20 protein-coding genes are annotated in these 17,258 nt (G+C 58.2%); 13 read left to right on the forward strand and 7 right to left on the reverse strand.

What is annotated here, in order from left to right; all coding sequences use genetic code 11:
- The first annotated feature begins 161 nt into the window (after positions 1–161).
- The 6 genes from B9Z41_RS12100 (at position 162) to ssb (ending at position 3,621) form a co-directional block, all read left to right on the forward strand.
- On the forward strand, positions 162–602 hold the full coding sequence (locus tag B9Z41_RS12100; protein ID WP_233202659.1) for a hypothetical protein: 441 nt from the start codon (positions 162–164) through the stop codon (positions 600–602).
- Positions 603–653: 51 nt separating this feature from the next.
- A complete protein-coding gene (locus tag B9Z41_RS12105; protein WP_100147326.1) occupies positions 654–1,370 on the forward strand; it encodes a glutathione S-transferase family protein in 717 nt (238 codons plus the stop codon).
- A gap of 75 nt (positions 1,371–1,445) precedes the next feature.
- Complete coding sequence (locus tag B9Z41_RS12110) at positions 1,446–1,691, forward strand: hypothetical protein (protein WP_143474201.1); 246 nt, start codon at positions 1,446–1,448, stop codon at positions 1,689–1,691.
- Positions 1,688–1,843 (forward strand): hypothetical protein, encoded by a 156-nt coding sequence (locus B9Z41_RS17225; RefSeq protein WP_233202661.1) that lies wholly within the window; start codon positions 1,688–1,690, stop codon positions 1,841–1,843. Before B9Z41_RS12110 ends, B9Z41_RS17225 begins: the two co-directional genes overlap by 4 nt.
- A gap of 69 nt (positions 1,844–1,912) precedes the next feature.
- Positions 1,913–3,085 (forward strand): MFS transporter, encoded by a 1,173-nt coding sequence (locus tag B9Z41_RS12120; protein ID WP_100147328.1) that lies wholly within the window; start codon positions 1,913–1,915, stop codon positions 3,083–3,085.
- A gap of 41 nt (positions 3,086–3,126) precedes the next feature.
- Positions 3,127–3,621, forward strand: coding sequence for a single-stranded DNA-binding protein (gene ssb / locus B9Z41_RS12125; protein WP_100147329.1), 495 nt, complete (start codon positions 3,127–3,129; stop codon positions 3,619–3,621).
- Positions 3,622–3,711: 90 nt separating this feature from the next.
- On the opposite strand, the gene B9Z41_RS12130 is transcribed toward ssb, so the two are convergent.
- The 4 genes from B9Z41_RS12130 to B9Z41_RS12145 are packed head-to-tail and all read right to left on the reverse strand — an operon-like array spanning position 3,712 to position 7,434.
- Positions 3,712–4,569, reverse strand: coding sequence for a fumarylacetoacetate hydrolase family protein (locus tag B9Z41_RS12130; protein WP_100147330.1), 858 nt, complete (start codon positions 4,567–4,569; stop codon positions 3,712–3,714).
- A 34-nt stretch (positions 4,570–4,603) separates the two neighbouring features.
- On the reverse strand, positions 4,604–5,356 hold the full coding sequence (locus tag B9Z41_RS12135) for an IclR family transcriptional regulator (protein ID WP_100147331.1): 753 nt from the start codon (positions 5,354–5,356) through the stop codon (positions 4,604–4,606).
- A complete protein-coding gene (locus tag B9Z41_RS12140; RefSeq protein ID WP_100147332.1) occupies positions 5,353–6,861 on the reverse strand; it encodes a bifunctional 3-(3-hydroxy-phenyl)propionate/3-hydroxycinnamic acid hydroxylase in 1,509 nt (502 codons plus the stop codon). Before B9Z41_RS12140 ends, B9Z41_RS12135 begins: the two co-directional genes overlap by 4 nt.
- A 3-nt stretch (positions 6,862–6,864) precedes the next feature.
- Positions 6,865–7,434 carry a VOC family protein gene (locus tag B9Z41_RS12145; protein ID WP_100147333.1) on the reverse strand — a complete coding sequence of 190 codons (570 nt, stop codon included), beginning with the start codon at positions 7,432–7,434 and terminating at the stop codon, positions 6,865–6,867.
- Between the two features lie 122 nt (positions 7,435–7,556).
- Here B9Z41_RS12145 and B9Z41_RS12150 point away from each other — a divergent pair, with 122 nt between their 5' ends.
- Entirely contained in the window at positions 7,557–8,534 is a 978-nt protein-coding gene (locus tag B9Z41_RS12150) for a tripartite tricarboxylate transporter substrate binding protein (RefSeq protein WP_100147334.1), read from the forward strand.
- 133 nt (positions 8,535–8,667) lie between these two features.
- Positions 8,668–8,895 (forward strand): hypothetical protein, encoded by a 228-nt coding sequence (locus B9Z41_RS12155; RefSeq protein ID WP_100147335.1) that lies wholly within the window; start codon positions 8,668–8,670, stop codon positions 8,893–8,895.
- A 21-nt stretch (positions 8,896–8,916) separates the two neighbouring features.
- Here B9Z41_RS12155 and mnmA read toward each other — a convergent pair whose 3' ends face one another.
- Together mnmA and B9Z41_RS12165 are read right to left on the reverse strand one after the other, a co-directional pair.
- Entirely contained in the window at positions 8,917–10,053 is a 1,137-nt protein-coding gene (gene mnmA / locus B9Z41_RS12160) for a tRNA 2-thiouridine(34) synthase MnmA (RefSeq protein ID WP_100147397.1), read from the reverse strand.
- An 8-nt stretch (positions 10,054–10,061) separates the two neighbouring features.
- Complete coding sequence (locus B9Z41_RS12165) at positions 10,062–10,562, reverse strand: NUDIX hydrolase (protein WP_100147336.1); 501 nt, start codon at positions 10,560–10,562, stop codon at positions 10,062–10,064.
- A gap of 101 nt (positions 10,563–10,663) precedes the next feature.
- Between B9Z41_RS12165 and B9Z41_RS12170 the strand changes: the two genes are divergently transcribed.
- Genes B9Z41_RS12170 through B9Z41_RS12190 form a run of 5 tightly spaced genes read left to right on the forward strand, consistent with a single transcriptional unit; the run spans position 10,664 to position 16,092 of the window.
- Complete coding sequence (locus B9Z41_RS12170; protein ID WP_100147337.1) at positions 10,664–11,794, forward strand: Re/Si-specific NAD(P)(+) transhydrogenase subunit alpha; 1,131 nt, start codon at positions 10,664–10,666, stop codon at positions 11,792–11,794.
- A gap of 17 nt (positions 11,795–11,811) precedes the next feature.
- Positions 11,812–12,135 carry an NAD(P) transhydrogenase subunit alpha gene (locus B9Z41_RS12175; RefSeq protein WP_100147338.1) on the forward strand — a complete coding sequence of 108 codons (324 nt, stop codon included), beginning with the start codon at positions 11,812–11,814 and terminating at the stop codon, positions 12,133–12,135.
- Positions 12,132–13,646 carry an NAD(P)(+) transhydrogenase (Re/Si-specific) subunit beta gene (locus tag B9Z41_RS12180; protein ID WP_233202663.1) on the forward strand — a complete coding sequence of 505 codons (1,515 nt, stop codon included), beginning with the start codon at positions 12,132–12,134 and terminating at the stop codon, positions 13,644–13,646. Before B9Z41_RS12175 ends, B9Z41_RS12180 begins: the two co-directional genes overlap by 4 nt.
- Before the next feature lie 2 nt (positions 13,647–13,648).
- Complete coding sequence (locus tag B9Z41_RS12185) at positions 13,649–15,325, forward strand: long-chain-fatty-acid--CoA ligase (protein ID WP_100147340.1); 1,677 nt, start codon at positions 13,649–13,651, stop codon at positions 15,323–15,325.
- Positions 15,322–16,092 carry a 5'-methylthioadenosine/adenosylhomocysteine nucleosidase gene (locus B9Z41_RS12190; RefSeq protein WP_100147341.1) on the forward strand — a complete coding sequence of 257 codons (771 nt, stop codon included), beginning with the start codon at positions 15,322–15,324 and terminating at the stop codon, positions 16,090–16,092. The genes B9Z41_RS12185 and B9Z41_RS12190 overlap by 4 nt, the downstream gene beginning before the upstream one ends.
- Here the strand turns inward: B9Z41_RS12190 and corA are convergent.
- Positions 16,085–17,071 (reverse strand): magnesium/cobalt transporter CorA, encoded by a 987-nt coding sequence (gene corA, locus B9Z41_RS12195; protein ID WP_100147342.1) that lies wholly within the window; start codon positions 17,069–17,071, stop codon positions 16,085–16,087. The two genes, B9Z41_RS12190 and corA, sit on opposite strands and share 8 nt — an antisense overlap.
- Positions 17,072–17,258 lie beyond the last annotated feature (187 nt).

The following is a 17,258-nucleotide window of genomic DNA, read 5'->3' on the forward strand; positions in this document are numbered from 1 at the left end:
ACAGGTGAGTCAATCAAAGGGCAACCCGCCATGATAGTGGGTGGCGGGTGTTTGGGCTTGGCTGGCTATGGATGGGCGGCTTGATGCGAGACTTTTTGTATGGATTGAAGGGCGTTGATCATTTTGCTGATTTGTTGGTTACATCAAACTTAGGTCCAACAATGCAAAATCCCCCGCCTTCAAAGCTGTCACTCAAGCCTCAGATCGTTGGTAACGTTGGGTTGTACTATGTATGCTTCCAGCTCTCTCTGCTTGGCTGGAACGTGATGCCAACCGCTCGCAACGCCAGAGGAATTGATGTTGTCGCCTATAACGGAGACGCGAGTGCGTATCTGGGAATCCAAGTCAAGAGTCTCAGTAAGCGAAGTGCGGTGCCTGTCGGTACATCACTCAGTAAGGTCATGGGTGACTACTGGATCGTCGTTACCCGAATCGCTACAACTCCGGTCGCGTACGTACTGAGCCAAACAGAAGTACTTGACCGAACACACAAGGCGGAGAAAGACGGCAAAGCATCCTACTGGATTGAGCCTGGAGCTTACGAGGTTGAGGAATTCAAGAATGCATGGCCCAAGATCAAGCTCACGTTCAGCGAGACCTAATCTGTCAACTCCAGAGAAATAATCAACATACCCCAAAAAAACTAGCACCCCATGATCACCCTCCACACATTCGGCCCTGCCTTTGGCCAACCAGACTCCAGCCCTTTCGTGGCGAAGGCGATGATGCTGTTGAAGTTGTCGGACCAACCTTTCACCGCCAGTGTGTATGTGGGTGGCCCCAAGCACGGCCCCAAAGGCAAGCGCCCTTACCTGGTGGACGATGGCGTTACTGTGGCCGATTCCACTTTGATTCGTTTTCACCTTGAGCAAAAGTATGGCCTTGATTTCGACGCGCATCTCACCCCGCAGCAAAAGGGTGTGACGTGGGCGGTGGAAAAAATGTGCGAAGAGCATCTGTATTTCGCGGTGGTGTATTTCCGTTGGATGGTGGATGAAAACTTCAACAAAGGCCCGGCCACTTTTTTCAACAAAGTCCCCGTGTTGATTCGTCCGTTCATTCGTGCCGCCACGCGAAACAAGTCACGCAACATGCTGCACGCTCAAGGGCTAGGGCGACACACCGAGGCAGAAATTACGCAACTGGCCTGTCGCGATATTGATGCGCTGGCGCAGGTATTGGGTGACGCCGATTGGTTGGGTGGGTCAACACCTTGCGCGGCAGACGCAAGTGCGGGCGCGTTTGTGCTGGCATGTCTGTGCGAGCACTTTGATACACCGCTGTTGGCAAGGGCCAAGTCGCACACAAATTTGGTGGCTTATGCACAGCGGGTGCAGCACGGTTTCTTTGCAGACACCGAAAGGCTTTGAGTTAACAGTTATCTTTTGAAAACTGTGATTTCCAACCGCAAGGCGACTGCCTCTATTTGGCGCAAGTAGTAAAAGATGCCAATGATTGACAAAAGACCTGAGGGACATTCAAGTGAAAACCCCGAAGGGGAATTCGTCATGCCCTTGAGGAATAAAAAACCTTTAAAAGCTGTCGCCCTTCAAGCCTATGAAGCAAGACGTGACCTCGCGAGCGAGTTGTTGAAATCGGTCAAAGAAATGAAGGCGGGCCAGGTACATGCGATTGATCTGGCTATCGCGAGAACCAAAACGCAGCGCGTTTTATCAAGGGGGCTGATATGAAACCTGAATACAACCTCGTCAAACTGAAAGCACGCAAAAATCCTTACGCATCCAAGCTCAAAAAGCCAATTACCGCAAGCCACCAATCAATTGGCCGCAAGCGGTCTGATCAAGAAAAACCAAGCGCTCGTCTTGCCCCTGACGACATTTAGGAATGCAGGACAATTCCTGCTGTGACAACCGACATAACCCCCGCTTCCCTTCCCGACCTCAGCCCCTCCATGACGCCCACCGAGCGCCGCGCCAGCGGCACTTTGGCGTCGATTTTTGCCTTGCGCATGCTGGGCTTGTTTTTGGTGTTGCCGGTGTTTGCCCTGGAAGCGCGCAAATACCCCGGGGGTGACGACCCGGCGCTGATTGGTTTGGCCATGGGCATGTATGGCCTGACGCAAGGGCTGCTGCAAATTCCGTTTGGCGTGGCCTCAGACCGCTTTGGGCGCAAGCGTGTGATCGTGCTGGGTTTGTTGGTGTTCGCTTTGGGCAGCCTGTGGGCGGCTTCGGCAGACACGCTGTATGGCTTGCTGGCGGGGCGTGCGCTGCAAGGTGCAGGCGCGGTATCGGCAGCGGTGACGGCCTTGCTGGCTGACTTGACGCGTGACAACGTGCGCACCAAGGCCATGGCCTTGGTGGGGGCCAGCATTGGGTTGATGTTTGCTTTGTCGCTGGTGCTGTCGCCGCTGCTGGCGGGGTGGATCGGTTTGTCCGGCTTGTTTGCTTTGACGGCGCTGTTGGCGGTGCTGGGTGCTGCGGTGGTGATTTGGTCGGTGCCGCCTGAACCTGTGTTGCACAAAGACGCCGCACGTGGCGGCTTGCGCCAAGTGCTGGCCATGCCTGCGCTGCTGCGCTTGAATGTGGGGGTGTTTGTGCTGCACGCGGTACAACTGGCCATGTGGGTGGCGGTGCCCGCCTTGTTGGTGCAAGCCGGCTTGGACAAAGACCACCACTGGCAGGTGTATTTGCCGGCTGTGCTGGCCTCGTTTGTGGTGATGGGCGGCGTGTTTGCGGCCGAGCGTCGAGGGTATTTGCGGGCCGCGTTTTTGACGGCGATTGGTGTGATTGCGGTGGTTCAAGTTGTGTTTTTGTGGGTTGCTTCGGGCGCACCCACGCTCACAGTGCTGGCGTGGCTGTTGTTTGCTTTCTTTTGTGGCTTCAATGTGCTGGAGGCCACACAACCGAGCTTGGCCTCGCGCTTAGCACCCGCGCCCTCGCGTGGCGCGGCCATGGGGGTGTACAACACCTTGCAATCGCTGGGCTTTTTTGCGGGCGGTTGGATGGGGGGGCAGTTGGTCAAAAGCCATGGCACACAAGGTTTGTTTTTGACTTGCGCTGCGTTGATGCTGTTGTGGTTGGCCGTAGCGTGGTCGATGGTGGCCCCTGGTCGTCAAGCGGGTTGAGCCAGGCCCCATAATCTGTCTATCTCTGGAGGAATTTACCCATGGCATCCGTCAACAAAGTCATTCTCGTCGGCAACTGCGGCCGCGACCCCGAAGTGCGTTATTTGCCCAGCGGCCAAGCCGTGGCCAATGTGAGCGTCGCCACATCCAGCCGTCGCAAAGACAAAAACTCGGGTGAGATGATCGAAGACACCCAGTGGCACCGCGTCACGTTTTACGACCGCTTGGCTGAAATCGCTGGCGAGTACGTGAAAAAAGGCCGCCCCATTTACGTGGAAGGTCGCCTGAAGTACGGTGTGTACACCGACAAGACCACCGGCGTGGAGAAGAACACCGTGGACATCATTGCCACCGAGCTGCAACTCTTGGGTGGCCGTGAAGGCATGGGCAACCCCGGTGGTGGTGGTGGCGAAGATGGTGGCTACAGCCGCCCCGCAGCCGCACCCCGTCAGGCGGCACCCGCTGCTGCGCCACAGCGCCAAGCGGCACCTGCCAAGGGTGGCTTTGACGACATGGACGACGACATTCCGTTTTGATGTCCCCATGAAAAAATCCACGCCCGCAGGCGTGGATTTGGCGGTCCAAGCCCAGCATCCTGCTGGGCTTTTTTCTTGGGCGCTGGAGGTTTAGGCCGCCACGTCGTCCACGATGCCGTTGCGCAAGATGCCCACGGCGTCGACTTCGATTTCCACCACGTCACCGGGCTTCATGAAGACCTGGGGTGAACGCTTGTTGCCCACGCCGCCAGGAGTGCCGGTGACGATCACGTCGCCTGCCTCAAGCGGGATGAAAGTGGAGATGTAGGCGATTTGACGTGGGATGCTGTGGATCATCATGTCGGTGGTGGCGCGTTGCAGCTCTTGGCCGTTCAAGCGCGTGATGAGGGTCATCTTTTGGTCAGGCTTGATTTCGTCAGCCGTGACCATCCAGGGGCCAAAGCCACCGGTGCGCCAGAAGTTTTTGCCTGCGGTCCATTGGGTGGTGCTGACTTGCCAGTCACGGATGGAGCCGTCGTTGTAGCAAGAGTAGCCAGCGATGTGGCTCCAAGAGTCTGCTTCGCTGATGCGGCGACCGCCTTTGCCGATGACCACGGCAATTTCACCTTCGTAGTCGAGGCGGTGCGATTCAGGAGGACGCACGATGTTTTGGCCGTGGCCCACTTGTGACTCGCTCACGCGCAAGAACAGCGCAGGGCTTTCGGTCAGTTCACGGCCGGTTTCGCGCACGTGGTCGGCGTAGTTCAGGCCGACGCACACAATTTTGTTGGGGTTGGTGATGACAGGCAGCAGGTGCAGGTCAGCAAATTTCAAGTCAGGCTTGTGGTTGGCCAGGGCCTTGGCGGCTTGGTCCAACATGTTGTTGGCGATCAGGCTTTTCAGGTCAGGGGCTTGTGCGCCCAAGATGGGCGTGAGGTTGAGCACGTCATCGCCTTGGACGATGCCGTAGCTCGGGGTGTTGTGGAGCAAAAAGCTGATCAATTTCACGGGAAGGGTCCTTTCGGGTCAAAAAATTTTGGGGCTAGGGTACACGGATTGCGATGTCGCCTGCGCAACGCATGACCAGTGCCGCCAGCTTGGGCGCATCGATCACCGCCATGCGTTGCACGGTGGTGACCAGCGAGATGGCACCCAGCACGGTGCCGTCGGCTTTTTGCAAAGGGGCTGCGAGTGCGGCCAGGTTGGGCTCGAGCTCGCCCAGCGACAGGTAATGGCCGGTCTTGCGGATGTTGCTGTAGTACTTGCGAAAGGCGGGCCACTCGGTGGGCAAGCCAGCTTGGGCAATTTCATCGCGCCGCTGGTCAAACACTTTGTGCAAGGCGGTGGGTGTGAAACACGACAAGATGACTTTGGGCGCGCCGCCTAAAAACAACGGGCGCGGACGACCCCGTCCGTAGCCTAAGTCGGCTGGTGTTTTGCCGTATTCGCGGTGGGTGTCGAGCACTTGCTGGCCGTACAGACCGGAGAGGACGCAATCAAAGCCGGTGGTCTCGACCAACTCTTGCATGAAAGGGATGGCGTGTTGCAGCACCGGGTCTCCGGCGCGGATGAAGTGGTCGAGCACGATGATGCGCGGCCCCAGGCTGTACTGCGATTCGGCCGAGCGTTGCAGCAAGCCGGACGCCACCAAGAGCTTGACGTAGCGGTAGGCCGTGGGGATGGACACTTCCAATGCTTCGGCCACAGCCTCTGCTGACCACACGGGGTGTTTTTCGGTGAACAAGTCGAGCACGCCCAGCATGCGCGCCAGGCTAGAGAAGGCTTTGTCGGTCACGTGGCGCTTTCTGCCACGGCCTGTGTGGGCAGCCAGTCGCGTGTCAGGGCGTCTAGCGCGGCGCTGGTGTGGGCCAGGCCCAACACATAGCGGTCTGGGCGCACCACCACGGCTGCGGCCTGATGGGCGCTAAGCCAGATGGCCAGTGTGGGGTCGCTGGCGTCCAGCACGCTGGCTTGCCAAGTGCTCCAGGCTTGGCGGGTGGCCTCGGAGACCTCGGCCAGCACCTCGGCATCTGCGATGACGGCGAAGTGGTTGCCCACAAGCTCGTCGAGCCAGTAGCCATTGGCCAGTTGCGGTTGCGGGAAGGGTTGACCGACTGGGGCCGGGCCATTGCTCAAGATGCCGGCACCCAAACGTGGGGCCGGAAACTGGAATATTTCTGGCTCACCTCCGTTGCGGAATTTGGCATCACGCAGGCGCGCTTGTTCGGGGTCGGTGGTTTGGATGATGTCGCCCAAGCGCACCGCCAGTTCGATGAACTCGGCCACATGGGGCGCGCGCTCAGACTCGTAGCTGTCGAGCAAGGTATCGCTGGCGGTGCCGTGCACCACAGCTTGGAGTTTCCAGGCCAGGTTGGACACATCGCGGATGGCTGCACACATGCCTTGACCCAAGAAGGGCGGTGTTTGGTGTGCGGCGTCGCCCGCGATCATGAGGCGACCTTGGCGCCAGCCTTGGGCGATGATGGAGTGGAAGGTGTAGATCACGGCACGCTCGATGTTGGCGTGCTCCGGTTGAACCCAACGGCTCACCAAGGGCCAGAGATTTTCTGGTTTGACCAGCTCGGCGGTGTCGTCTCCGGGCATGAGCATGATCTCCCAGCGACGTCGGTTGCCGGTGACGTTGCAGTAGGTCATGGGCCGCTGTGGGTCACACAGTTGCACGGTGTGGTCGGGCAACTCGGGGGCGCCAGGTTTGAGAAGCACGTCGAACACCAGCCAAGGTTGGTGCAGTCCTAAATCGCGGGTGGTGCAGTTGAGCAGTTTGCGCGCGAGTGAACGGGCCCCGTCGCAACCCACCACGTAGCGGGCTTGCACGATGTGCGGCTGTTGGTTGCGCAGGTCGGTGACGTGCAGGTCGATGTGGTCGGCCTGCTCGTGCAGCTCGGTGACGAGGTGTTGCAAACGCACCGACACAGATGCAAAGCGTGTCACGCCATCGCGCAGCACATGCTCCAACTCGGGTTGGTGAAAGTAGTGGTTGTTGGCACAGCCATGCGGCCCCAGTGCCGCTGTGCCGCCACGGATGAGCAAGGTGTCGTTGGCGGCGTTGACAAAGTGCATGCCCTTCATGCCGGGGCGCGAGATGGCTTCCATCTCGGCACGCAAACCGATGGCTTGAAACACGCGCATGACTTCACCGTCGAAGTGAATGGCACGCGGCAAGGGGTAAATCTCGGCGTCTTTTTCAAACACCACCACTGACAGGCCTGCCTGACCCAGCAAGTTGGCCAGGGTTGCGCCTGCTGGGCCATAGCCCATGATTGCGACGTCAAACACCATGGCTCAATCCTTCACATAGCCCATGCGGCGGGCCATCTCGGCTTGCCATGTGGCACGGCTTTGAAACTTGGGACGGCTTTTGGCAATGGCTTCGGCACGCGCCATGATGGCTTCATCGGGTTGGTCCAAATCAATGACTTCGCGCAGCGGCTGTTCGCAGTACCAGGGGGTGTCTAAGAACACCTCGATGCGGTTGCCTTCTGGGTCGCGGAAATAAATGGAGACGGCATTGCCGTGGGTGGCGCATTGCATGTCGTGCACGCCTTCGGTTTGCAGCGCGTGGTCACGCACGGAGCGCAGGGTGGCGACGTCACGGACCCGAAAGGACAGTTGGTTGATGAGGTTGAAGTTGAGGTTGTCGGGCCGTCCTGTGGCCAGCACGACTTGGTGGTGTTCGGTCGGGTCGCGGCTCAGGAATACCAATTGCACGGGGCCTAAGTCGCCGTGGTCGGTTTGGGTGAACCCCATGACCTGTGTGTAGAACTGGGTCATGCGCGCGAGGTCTTCGACATAAAAGCCCATGTGGCTGAAGACCAAAGCGCCTTGATCTTGGAGAAGCGGGTTGTGGGTCATGGAATCCTCGGGTAAACACCTAAAAAACACATCAAATTATCATAATCTGACAAAGTGAATGCATTTTATGATGTGTTTTGTAAAAATCAAGCCTTTCAACGCGAATATTGGAGAAATTACACATGACATTCATCAGCCGTCATACCCGCCTTGTTGCTGTCTGCTGTGCCCTTTTAGGGATGACGGCTGTGCAGGCGCAGGACTACCCCAGCAAGCCGATACGCATCATTGCGCCCGTGCCCATCGGCACAGGCCCGGACGCCAACACGCGCGAGATCGCGTTGGAGTTGAGCAAGGTCTTGGGCCAGGCCGTGGTGGTGGAAAACCGCCCGGGTGCCTCAAGCATGATTGGCATGGAAGCGGCGGCCAAAGCAGCTCCCGATGGCTACACCTTGGTGATGGGCTTGACCTCGTCGATGTCGGTGGTGCCGCACCTCTACAGCAAGGTGCCCTACAACGCAGAGCGTGACTTTGTGCCCATCAGTCTGGCGGGTTTGCTCAATACAGCCTTGATCGCCAACCCCAGCGTGACACAAAACTCGGCGCGCGAATTGATGGCTCAGTTGAAAGCTCAGCCTGAGAGCATGACGGCGGCCACCTCTGGCATTGGCAGTTATTCGCACTTGGCGGGTGAGTGGTTTGGTGCTGGCTCGAATACCAAGATCAAGTTCGTGCCTTACAACACCAGCAGTCCTTACACCGATTTGGTGGGCGGACAGGTGCAACTGATGTTTGATGCCTTGCCGGTGGCCTTGGGCAATGTGCGTGCAGGCAAGCTCAAGGTGTTGGCGTTGACTGGTAAAACACGCCACCCCAATTTCCCAGATGTGCCTACCTTTGCAGAAGCCGGTTTGCCCGACTACACCCCGACAGCTTGGATTGGTTTGTTTGCACCGGCAGGCACACCCGCAGCAATCGTGGACAAGCTGTCAGCAGCGATGCAAAAGGCGACGACGCAAAACCAAGTGCTGGCAGACAAGTGGCGTTCGTATGGTGGTGAGCTCAAGTCGATGACGCCTGTTGAGTTCAGTGCGTTTTTGAAGTCGGACTCTGCCAAGTGGGGGCAAGCGATTCGGCATGCCAACATCAAGCTGGATTGAGGCTGACGCAACGCGATGTGTTGCAAAGCGTTGACGTAAATAATTAAATATTTGCGTCAACAGGCGTCACTTTCTTTTCGTTGTAGTTGCACTCCAGATCACTGGAGATGTTCAACAACCGGAAGGAAACTTTATGAACAAGCTGATTGCCTCTTTGATCGTGGGTGCTTTCTCTGCCGCTGCTTTTGCGGCCACGCCAACACCTGCGATGCCTGCAACACCGGCTACTCCAGCGGTGATGCCCGCGACACCCGCCACCCCTGCTTCTGCAGCCAAAGCCGAACACAAAGGCAAGTCTGAAGCCAAGCAGGTAGAGGCGAAAGAAAAGAAAGCCGCTAAAAAGGCTGAAGCTGCCAAGTAAGTAGCAGTCAGCCGCGGTACTTCAGGTGTGGGCGTTGTCCAGTGCTGCAGCGCTGGCGATGACCCCGCCGCCCAAACACACATCGCCGTCATACAACACTGCGGATTGACCGGGTGTGACGGCCCACTGAGGTTCATCAAAGGCGAGCGCAAGCTCGCCTTTGTCGTTGTAGTGCAAGGTGCATGGCGCGTCGCTTTGGCGGTAGCGCGTTTTGGCCGCGTAGCGTCCTGGGGCTGGCGCCGTGGGCGCGCACCAGCTCAAGTCATCGGCAGTGAGCTGTCCTGACAACAACCACGGATGGTCGTGGCCTTGCACCACGTACAAGGTGTTGTGGGCCAGGTCTTTGCGTGCCACAAACCACGGCGCGTGTTCACCGCTGCCGCGTTGAGCACCTTTGTCTTTGATACCGCCTATCCCTAAGCCCTGGCGTTGACCCAAGGTGTAAAAGCTCAAGCCCACGTGGGTACCGAGCTTGCGGCCCCGTTCGTCTTTGATGGGCCCGGGTGCGTTGGCAATGTAGCGGTTGAGGAACTCTCTGAAGGGACGCTCGCCAATGAAGCAAATGCCCGTGGAATCTTTTTTCTTGGCGTTTGGTAAACCAATCTCGCTGGCGATGCGGCGCACTTCGGTTTTGTGGAGTTCACCCACGGGAAACCAGGTTTTGGAGAGCTGCGCCTGGTTGAGACGGTGCAAAAAGTAGCTTTGGTCTTTGCTGGCGTCGAGCCCCTTGAGCAATTGAAATTCGCTGCCTGTGGGAAGGCTGAGTTCACGTACGCGAGCATAGTGGCCGGTGGCAATTTTGTCGGCGCCTACCGAAAACGCATGATCCAAAAAGGCTTTGAATTTGATCTCGGCATTGCACAAGATGTCGGGGTTGGGCGTGCGCCCGCCCTGGTACTCACGCAAGAATTCGGCGAAGACGCGGTCTTTGTATTCAGCTGCGAAGTTGACGTGCTCGATCTCAATGCCCAACACATCGGCCACGGCGGCGGCGTCCACGAAGTCGACGTTGGATGAGCAGTACTCGCTGTCATCGTCGTCTTCCCAGTTCTTCATGAAGATGCCGACCACTTCGTGGCCTTGTTGCTTGAGCAGGTAGGCGCTGACCGCAGAGTCCACGCCGCCACTCAAACCCACTACCACGCGCTGTTTTTTCATCATGCCGCTCATGCTTTCGCGCGGGTGCCCACGCTGGGGTCGGTGTAGACCGTGGCCAGTGGAAAGCGCTGTCCTTGCGCGTGGTCTTCGATGCAGCGCAGCACCAGCGGGCTGCGCAGGCGGTGTGTGTTGGCGCGAATTTCTTCGGGGGTCATCCACAGGGTGCGCTCGATGCCTGTGTCGAGCTGTGCGCCGGGCACCACCTCGCCCAACAGACCGCAGTAGGCAAAGCGCAGGTAGGTGATGTCTTCGGCGGCATGTTCTTGGCGTGCAGGGCGTTGGAAGCGTGACATGTAGATGCCCACCAATTCGGTGGGGGTGAACCGATGCGTGGTTTCTTCAAACGCTTCGCGTGCGCAGCCCGCTTCGGGCGCTTCACCGGGGTCGAGGTGGCCGGCGGGGTTGTTCAAACGCAGGCCTTCGGGCGTGTGTTCTTCGATCAATAGGTAGCGTCCATCGCGTTCGATGATGGCGGCCACGGTGACACTGGGTTTCCAACGGATAGTCATGTGCACATTATCTTTCGGGTAAGCCCACGTCAGCGGGGCCGTGTTTCTGGTGTAACCTTTCGAGAGTCTGACAACAACACAACGCGCTTTAGGAGTTCCTCATGCTGATAGGCGTGCCCGTCGAAACGACGGCCGGTGAAACCCGTGTGGCGATTACGCCCGAGACGGCTAAAAAACTCATGGCGCAGGGGCATACGGTGCGCATTCAATCGGGCGCCGGCGTAGCGGCCAGCGTGACCGATGCGGCCTATGCGGCCGTGGGGGCCGAGCTGGTCGATGCCTCGACAGCGTGGGGCTGCGACTTGGTGCTCAAAGTGCGAGGGCCGTCAGAGGCGGAAACCTCGCTCATCAAGGCTGGCAGCACCGTGGTGGGCATGTTGGAGCCCTTCAATGCCCAAGGCTTGCAACGCTTGGCTTCTGCGGGTGCCACAGGCTTTGCCCTGGAAGCGGCGCCCCGCACCACCCGCGCACAGAGCATGGATGTGTTGTCGTCTCAGGCCAACATTGCCGGGTACAAGGCCGTGATGCTGGCCGCCGACAAGTACCAACGTTTTTTCCCCATGCTGATGACCGCCGCAGGCACGGTGAAGGCGGCACGTGTGGTCATCTTGGGCGTGGGTGTGGCGGGCTTGCAGGCCATTGCCACGGCCAAACGTTTGGGCGCGGTGATTGAAGCCACCGATGTGCGTCCCAGTGTGAAAGAGCAGGTGGAGTCGCTCGGCGCCAAGTTCATCGACGTGCCGTTTGAAACTCAGGAAGAAAAAGATGCCGCAGAAGGTGTGGGCGGCTATGCCCGCCCCATGCCTGCCAGCTGGCTGGAACGCCAAAAAGTGGAAGTGGCCAAACGCGTGGCGCAAGCCGATGTGGTGATCACCACCGCGTTGATCCCAGGTCGCGCCGCGCCCGTGTTGGTGACTGAAGACATGGTGAAAGCCATGAAGCCAGGCTCGGTGATCATCGACATTGCAGCGGGCAAAGGTGCCCAAGGCACCGATGGCAATTGCCCGTTGACCGAGGCCGGCAAGACCGTGATCAAGCACGGCGTGACTTTGGTGGGTGAAACGAATTTGCCCGCTCTGGTGGCGGCAGATTCAAGCGCGCTGTACGCCCGCAATGTGCTGGACTTTTTAAAGCTGATCATCAACAAAGAAGGTGTGCTGCACATCGATTTGGAAGATGACATCGTGGCCGCTTGTTTGATGACCCGCGATGGCGCGGTGGTGAAGAAATGAATTTGAGGAAATAAAAAATGGACGCAGTCTCCCCCACCCTCATCAACCTCATCATCTTTGTGTTGGCCATCTATGTGGGCTACCACGTGGTGTGGACGGTCACCCCAGCGCTGCACACGCCGCTGATGGCGGTGACCAATGCCATCTCGGCCATCGTCATCGTGGGCGCCATGTTGGCCGCCGCCATGACCCAAACCACGCTGGGCAAAACCATGGGCGTGCTGGCGGTGGCGCTGGCGGCTGTCAACGTGTTTGGTGGCTTCATGGTGACGCGACGCATGTTGGAAATGTTCAAGAAAAAAGACAAAAAGGCGCCTGCCGCTGAAGGAGCCGCCAAATGAACGAGGGTCTTTTGAACATGGGTTTTGTCAGCATGAATTTGGTCACCCTGATGTATCTGGTGGCCAGTGTGTGTTTCATCCAAGCACTCAAAGGTCTGAGCCATCCCACCACCTCGATCCGTGGCAACGTGTTTGGCATGACCGGCATGACGATTGCCGTGCTGACCACCGCCGCATTGATCGTCAAGCTGTCGGGCTCAGGTTTGGGCATGGCCTGGGTGTTGTTGGGTTTGGTGATGGGTGGCGGTGCTGGCACGGTGATGGCACAACGCGTCGAGATGACCAAGATGCCTGAGCTGGTGGCCTTCATGCACAGCATGATCGGTCTGGCGGCGGTGTTCATTGGCGTGGCTGCTGTGGCCGAGCCTTGGGCATTTGGCATCACGCCACCGCCGCAAGAGCTGGTCACGGGTGCGCAAACGTCGGCTGGTTTGGTGATCACAGAGATGGTGCAACGCTTTCCTATTCCAGCGGGTAACCGCTTGGAGCTGTTCTTGGGGGCGGCCATTGGTGCCATCACCTTCAGTGGATCGGTGATCGCGTTTGGCAAGTTGTCGGGCAAGTACAAGTTCCGGCTCTTCCAGGGCGCACCTGTGAGCTTTTCAGGGCAACATTTGCTGAACTTGGTGTTGGGCTTGACCACCGTGGGTTTGGGACTGTTGTTCGTGGCCACCGAGAGCTGGCCAGCTTTTTTTGCCATGCTGGCGCTGTCGTTTGTGATGGGCGTGCTCATCATCATCCCCATTGGTGGTGCGGACATGCCGGTGGTGGTGTCCATGCTCAACAGCTATTCGGGCTGGGCTGCGGCGGGGATTGGTTTTTCGCTCAACAACAGCATGTTGATCATTGCGGGTTCTTTGGTGGGCTCTTCAGGGGCCATCTTGAGCTACATCATGTGCAAGGCCATGAACCGCTCGTTCTTCAGCGTGATCTTGGGCGGTTTCGGTGCTGAGGCCTCGACCGCTGTGGCGGGTGCGCAAGAGCAGCGCCCTGTCAAGAGCGGCAGCGCTGATGACGCGGCCTACATCTTGGCCAATGCCGAGACGGTGGTGATCGTGCCGGGCTATGGCTTGGCTGTGGCACGTGCCCAGCATGCCGTGAATGAGTTGGCCGAGAAGCTGATGCACAAAGGCATCAGCGTGAAGTACGCGATCCACCCGGTGGCTGGTCGCATGCCCGGTCACATGAACGTGCTGTTGGCCGAGGCCGAGGTGCCTTACGACCAAGTGTTTGAAATGGAAGACATCAACGGTGAGTTCGGCCAAGTGGATGTGGCCATCGTGTTGGGTGCCAACGACGTGGTCAACCCTGCTGCGCTGCAAAAGGGCAGCCCCATTTATGGCATGCCAATTTTGGAAGCGTTCAAAGCCAAAACGGTGATCGTGAACAAGCGTTCGATGGCATCGGGTTACGCAGGTTTGGACAACGAGTTGTTCTACATGGACAAGACCATGATGGTGTTTGGAGATGCCAAAAAGGTCGTCGAAGACATGGTCAAGGCGGTCGAGTGAGCATGCGTTCAAGGCCATGGTTGCACGCCTACCCAGAAGGTGTGCCCGCAGATGTTGACACCAGCGCCTACGGCACGCTGGTGGAGTTGATGCAAGACAGTTTTGCGCGTTTTGGTGGCCGCACTGCGTTTAACTTCATGGGCCGTGATTTGACATACGCCGAGTTGGATCGACTCAGCCAAGTGTTTGCGGCCTATCTGCAAAGCTTGGGTTTGCAGACGGGCGATCGTGTGGCCATCATGTTGCCCAATGTGTTGCAGTACCCCTTGGCGGTGGCGGCTGTGTTGCGTGCGGGTTATGTGGTGGTCAACATCAACCCCCTGTACACGCCGCGTGAACTAGAAGCGCAGCTCAAAGATGCGGATGCCAAAGTCATTGTGATTTTGGAAAACTTTGCAGCCACACTGGAGCGCGCGTTGGCCAAAACGCCGGTCCAGCATGTGGTGCTGTGTGCCATGGGCGACCGCCTGGGTTGGTTCAAAGGTTTTGTGGTCAACCATGTGGTGCGTCGCGTCAAGAAAATGGTGCCTGCTTTCAACTTGCCGCATGCGGTGCGTTTCAATGACGCCTTGCGCAAGGGCGAGACGTGCACCCTGACTTTGCCGTCGGTCGACAGCGAAGATTTGGCAGTTTTGCAGTACACCGGTGGTACCACCGGTGTGTCTAAAGGGGCGGAGCTGTTGCATCGCAACTTGGTTGCCAACGTGTTGCAGTCAGAGGCCTGGAACTCCCCCGCTTTGAAGCGAATTCCTGCTCACGAACAAACCACGTTTGTGTGTGCTTTACCGCTGTATCACATCTTTGCGTTCACCCTCAACATGATGCTCACCATGCGCATAGGTGGGCGGTCCATCTTGATTCCCAACCCGCGCGATTTGCCGGCGGTGCTCAAAGAGTTGGCCAAAGAGCGCTTTCACATTTTTCCGGCCGTCAACACCTTGTTCAATGCCCTGGCCCATCATGCCGATTTCGGCAAGGTGGATTGGTCGCACTTGGTGGTGTCGCTGGGCGGTGGCACGGCCGTGCAAGCTGCGGTGGCCAAGCTGTGGCTTGAAAAAACGGGATGTCCGATTTGCGAAGGCTATGGCTTGTCTGAGACCAGCCCATCGGCCAGTTGCAACCCTGTGACCAGCCAGGCCTACACCGGCTCTATTGGGGTGCCCATTCCCAATACGGAGATGAAGATCATCGATGACGATGGGCACGAGGTGCCCTTGGGCCAGCCGGGTGAAATTGCCATTCGTGGGCCACAGGTGATGGCCGGTTACTGGCAGCGTCCGGATGAGACTGCACGGGTCATGACCCCTGATGGTTTTTTCAAATCAGGCGATATCGGCGTGATGGACGAGCAAGGATTTTTCCGCATCGTTGATCGCAAGAAGGACATGATTCTGGTCAGTGGCTTCAACGTCTATCCCAATGAGGTGGAAGACGTGGTGGCCAGCTTGCCCGGCGTGTTGGAGTGTGCGGTCATCGGTGTGCCCGATGAACGCACGGGTGAGGCGGTGAAGTTGGTGGTGGTCAGAAGCGATCCTGATTTGACCGAGGCCGCGGTGCGTGACCACTGCAAACACAACCTTACCAACTACAAGCATCCTCGCTTGGTCGAGTTCCGTTCCGACCTGCCCAAAACGCCCGTGGGCAAAGTGCTGCGCCGCGAGCTGCGCGACCACCCATGAGCCGTGTGGCTCTGGTCAGCGCCATGCACGAAGAGCTGGCGGGCGTGCTGGCACGCATGCCCGACGAGCAAAAAATCGTGGTGGCTGGGCGCGAGTTCTGGGTTGGCCACTGGCATGGCCACGACGTGGTGGCGGTGCTCTCGCGCATTGGCAAGGTGGCCGCAGCGACCACGACGACGGTGTTGATTGAGCGCTTTGGCGTGACGCAAATCGTCTTTACCGGGGTTGCTGGCGGCTTGGCGCCTCAGGTGCGTGTGGGGGACGTGGTGGTTGCTGATGGCTTTGTTCAACACGACATGGATGCCTCGCCTTTGTTCCCCCGTCATGAAGTGCCATTGACAGGCATGACCCGTTTTGCGGCTGACCCAAACTTGCGTGATGCCTTGCGCATGGCGGCGCCTTTGGCTTTGCAGGATGTGATGCAAACCCTTCCGCGCGCTGATTGGCTCGATCTCGACTTTGAGCAGGCGCGTGTCCACCAGGGGTTGGTGGTCAGTGGCGATCGGTTTGTGTCACGCAGTGCAGAGAGCGCGGAGTTGCAGCAGCGTTTGCCAGAGGCACTGGCGGTCGAGATGGAGTGTGCGGCCATGGCCCAGGTGTGTCATGACTACGGCGTGCCCATGGCGGCGGTGCGCACCATCTCAGACCGTGCCGACGATGCTGCGCATGTGGACTTTCCCAACTTCATTCGCAACATCGCCAGCCGTTACAGCGTGGCGGTGTTGGACCGCTTGCTACGCCGCTGGCCTGTGCGGGCTGTTACTTGAGCCAACCGCGCTTGCGGAAGTACCACATGGGCACCAAGGCGCTGGCCACCATCAAGGCCAGGGCAAACGGATAGCCCCAGGTTTTGTTGAGCTCGGGCATGTACTGGAAGTTCATGCCGTAAATGCTCGCAATCAAGGTGGGCGGCAGCAGCGCCACACTGGCCACCGAGAAGATCTTGATGATCTTGTTCTGGTTGATGTTGATGAAACCCACCGTGGCGTCCATCAAGAAGTTGATCTTGTCGAACAAGAACGCGGTGTGGTTGTCCAGCGACTCGATGTCGCGCAAAATTTGCCGCGCCTCTTCAAATTGCTCGGCATTGAGCATGCGCGAACGCATCATGAAGCTCACCGCACGGCGGGTGTCCATCACGTTGCGACGGATACGACCATTCAAGTCTTCCTGGCGCGCAATCGCTCCCAGCACTTCGCCGGCCAACACGTCGGTCACGTCTTCTGCCAGCACCAGCTTGCCTGCTTTTTCGAGCTGGTCGTAAATGCCCTCTAGCGTATCGGCGGAGTACTCGGCATCGGCGTCAAACAATTTGAGCAACACCTCTTTGGCGTCTTCGATCAAACCGGGGGCGCGCCGTGCGCGCATGCGCAGCAGGCGAAACACGGGAACGTCTTCGTCGTGAATGGAAAACAGCACGCCACGGCTTTTCAAGGCGTTGTTGTTTTGGTTCAGGATGAACGCCACGCGCACCGTGCGTGGCTCGTCTTCGTCGGCGATCAGAAAGTCGCTGCGGATATGCAGCTCGCCGTTGTCTTCTTCGTAAAAACGGGCTGACTCTTCAATGTCCTCGTCCATCGCGTCTTCTGGAATGGACAGACCGTAGTACTGCTTGATCCAGCGCTTTTCTTCCAGCGTGGGTGCTTCAAGGTCCACCCAGATCGGTTGGAATTTAGAGAGTTCTTCCAGCGACTCGATCTCTTCCTGGAAGAGACGGCCGTTGGCCAGCGTGAAAATATTGAGCATGGCAGGCGTGGTGTGTGTGCACCGGAGTTCGAAGGTGTGAAATACAGCAGCTTTCGAATCTGGGCGGCACCAAAGGCCTTCAAAGACTCGAAAGCTACCAACTAGGGTAGGTTTCCAAGGAGATTGCTCCGCTGTTGAAGAGCTTCAATTATGGCATTGCTCACCAATGCCTAGGGTATTTACGGGG

Source organism: Limnohabitans sp. JirII-31 (genome assembly GCF_002778315.1).
In the GTDB taxonomy this organism is placed as follows: domain Bacteria; phylum Pseudomonadota; class Gammaproteobacteria; order Burkholderiales; family Burkholderiaceae_C; genus Limnohabitans.

Bases quoted from the DNA above. Each gene is read 5' to 3' on its own strand.
- B9Z41_RS12100 (WP_233202659.1), top strand. From the start codon at position 162: ATGCAAAATCCCCCGCCTTCAAAGCTGTCACTCAAGCCTCAGATCGTT.
- B9Z41_RS12140 (WP_100147332.1), bottom strand. From the start codon at position 6,861: ATGGTGTTTGACGTCGCAATCATGGGCTATGGCCCAGCAGGCGCAACC.
- B9Z41_RS12120 (WP_100147328.1), top strand. From the start codon at position 1,913: ATGACGCCCACCGAGCGCCGCGCCAGCGGCACTTTGGCGTCGATTTTT.
- B9Z41_RS12150 (WP_100147334.1), top strand. From the start codon at position 7,557: ATGACATTCATCAGCCGTCATACCCGCCTTGTTGCTGTCTGCTGTGCC.
- corA (WP_100147342.1), bottom strand. From the start codon at position 17,071: ATGCTCAATATTTTCACGCTGGCCAACGGCCGTCTCTTCCAGGAAGAG.
- B9Z41_RS12165 (WP_100147336.1), bottom strand. From the start codon at position 10,562: ATGACTATCCGTTGGAAACCCAGTGTCACCGTGGCCGCCATCATCGAA.
- B9Z41_RS12145 (WP_100147333.1), bottom strand. From the start codon at position 7,434: ATGACCCACAACCCGCTTCTCCAAGATCAAGGCGCTTTGGTCTTCAGC.
- B9Z41_RS12175 (WP_100147338.1), top strand. From the start codon at position 11,812: ATGGACGCAGTCTCCCCCACCCTCATCAACCTCATCATCTTTGTGTTG.
- B9Z41_RS12170 (WP_100147337.1), top strand. From the start codon at position 10,664: ATGCTGATAGGCGTGCCCGTCGAAACGACGGCCGGTGAAACCCGTGTG.
- B9Z41_RS12190 (WP_100147341.1), top strand. From the start codon at position 15,322: ATGAGCCGTGTGGCTCTGGTCAGCGCCATGCACGAAGAGCTGGCGGGC.
- B9Z41_RS17225 (WP_233202661.1), top strand. From the start codon at position 1,688: ATGAAACCTGAATACAACCTCGTCAAACTGAAAGCACGCAAAAATCCT.
- B9Z41_RS12185 (WP_100147340.1), top strand. From the start codon at position 13,649: ATGCGTTCAAGGCCATGGTTGCACGCCTACCCAGAAGGTGTGCCCGCA.
- B9Z41_RS12105 (WP_100147326.1), top strand. From the start codon at position 654: ATGATCACCCTCCACACATTCGGCCCTGCCTTTGGCCAACCAGACTCC.
- ssb (WP_100147329.1), top strand. From the start codon at position 3,127: ATGGCATCCGTCAACAAAGTCATTCTCGTCGGCAACTGCGGCCGCGAC.
- B9Z41_RS12155 (WP_100147335.1), top strand. From the start codon at position 8,668: ATGAACAAGCTGATTGCCTCTTTGATCGTGGGTGCTTTCTCTGCCGCT.
- B9Z41_RS12180 (WP_233202663.1), top strand. From the start codon at position 12,132: ATGAACGAGGGTCTTTTGAACATGGGTTTTGTCAGCATGAATTTGGTC.
- mnmA (WP_100147397.1), bottom strand. From the start codon at position 10,053: ATGAAAAAACAGCGCGTGGTAGTGGGTTTGAGTGGCGGCGTGGACTCT.
- B9Z41_RS12110 (WP_143474201.1), top strand. From the start codon at position 1,446: ATGCCAATGATTGACAAAAGACCTGAGGGACATTCAAGTGAAAACCCC.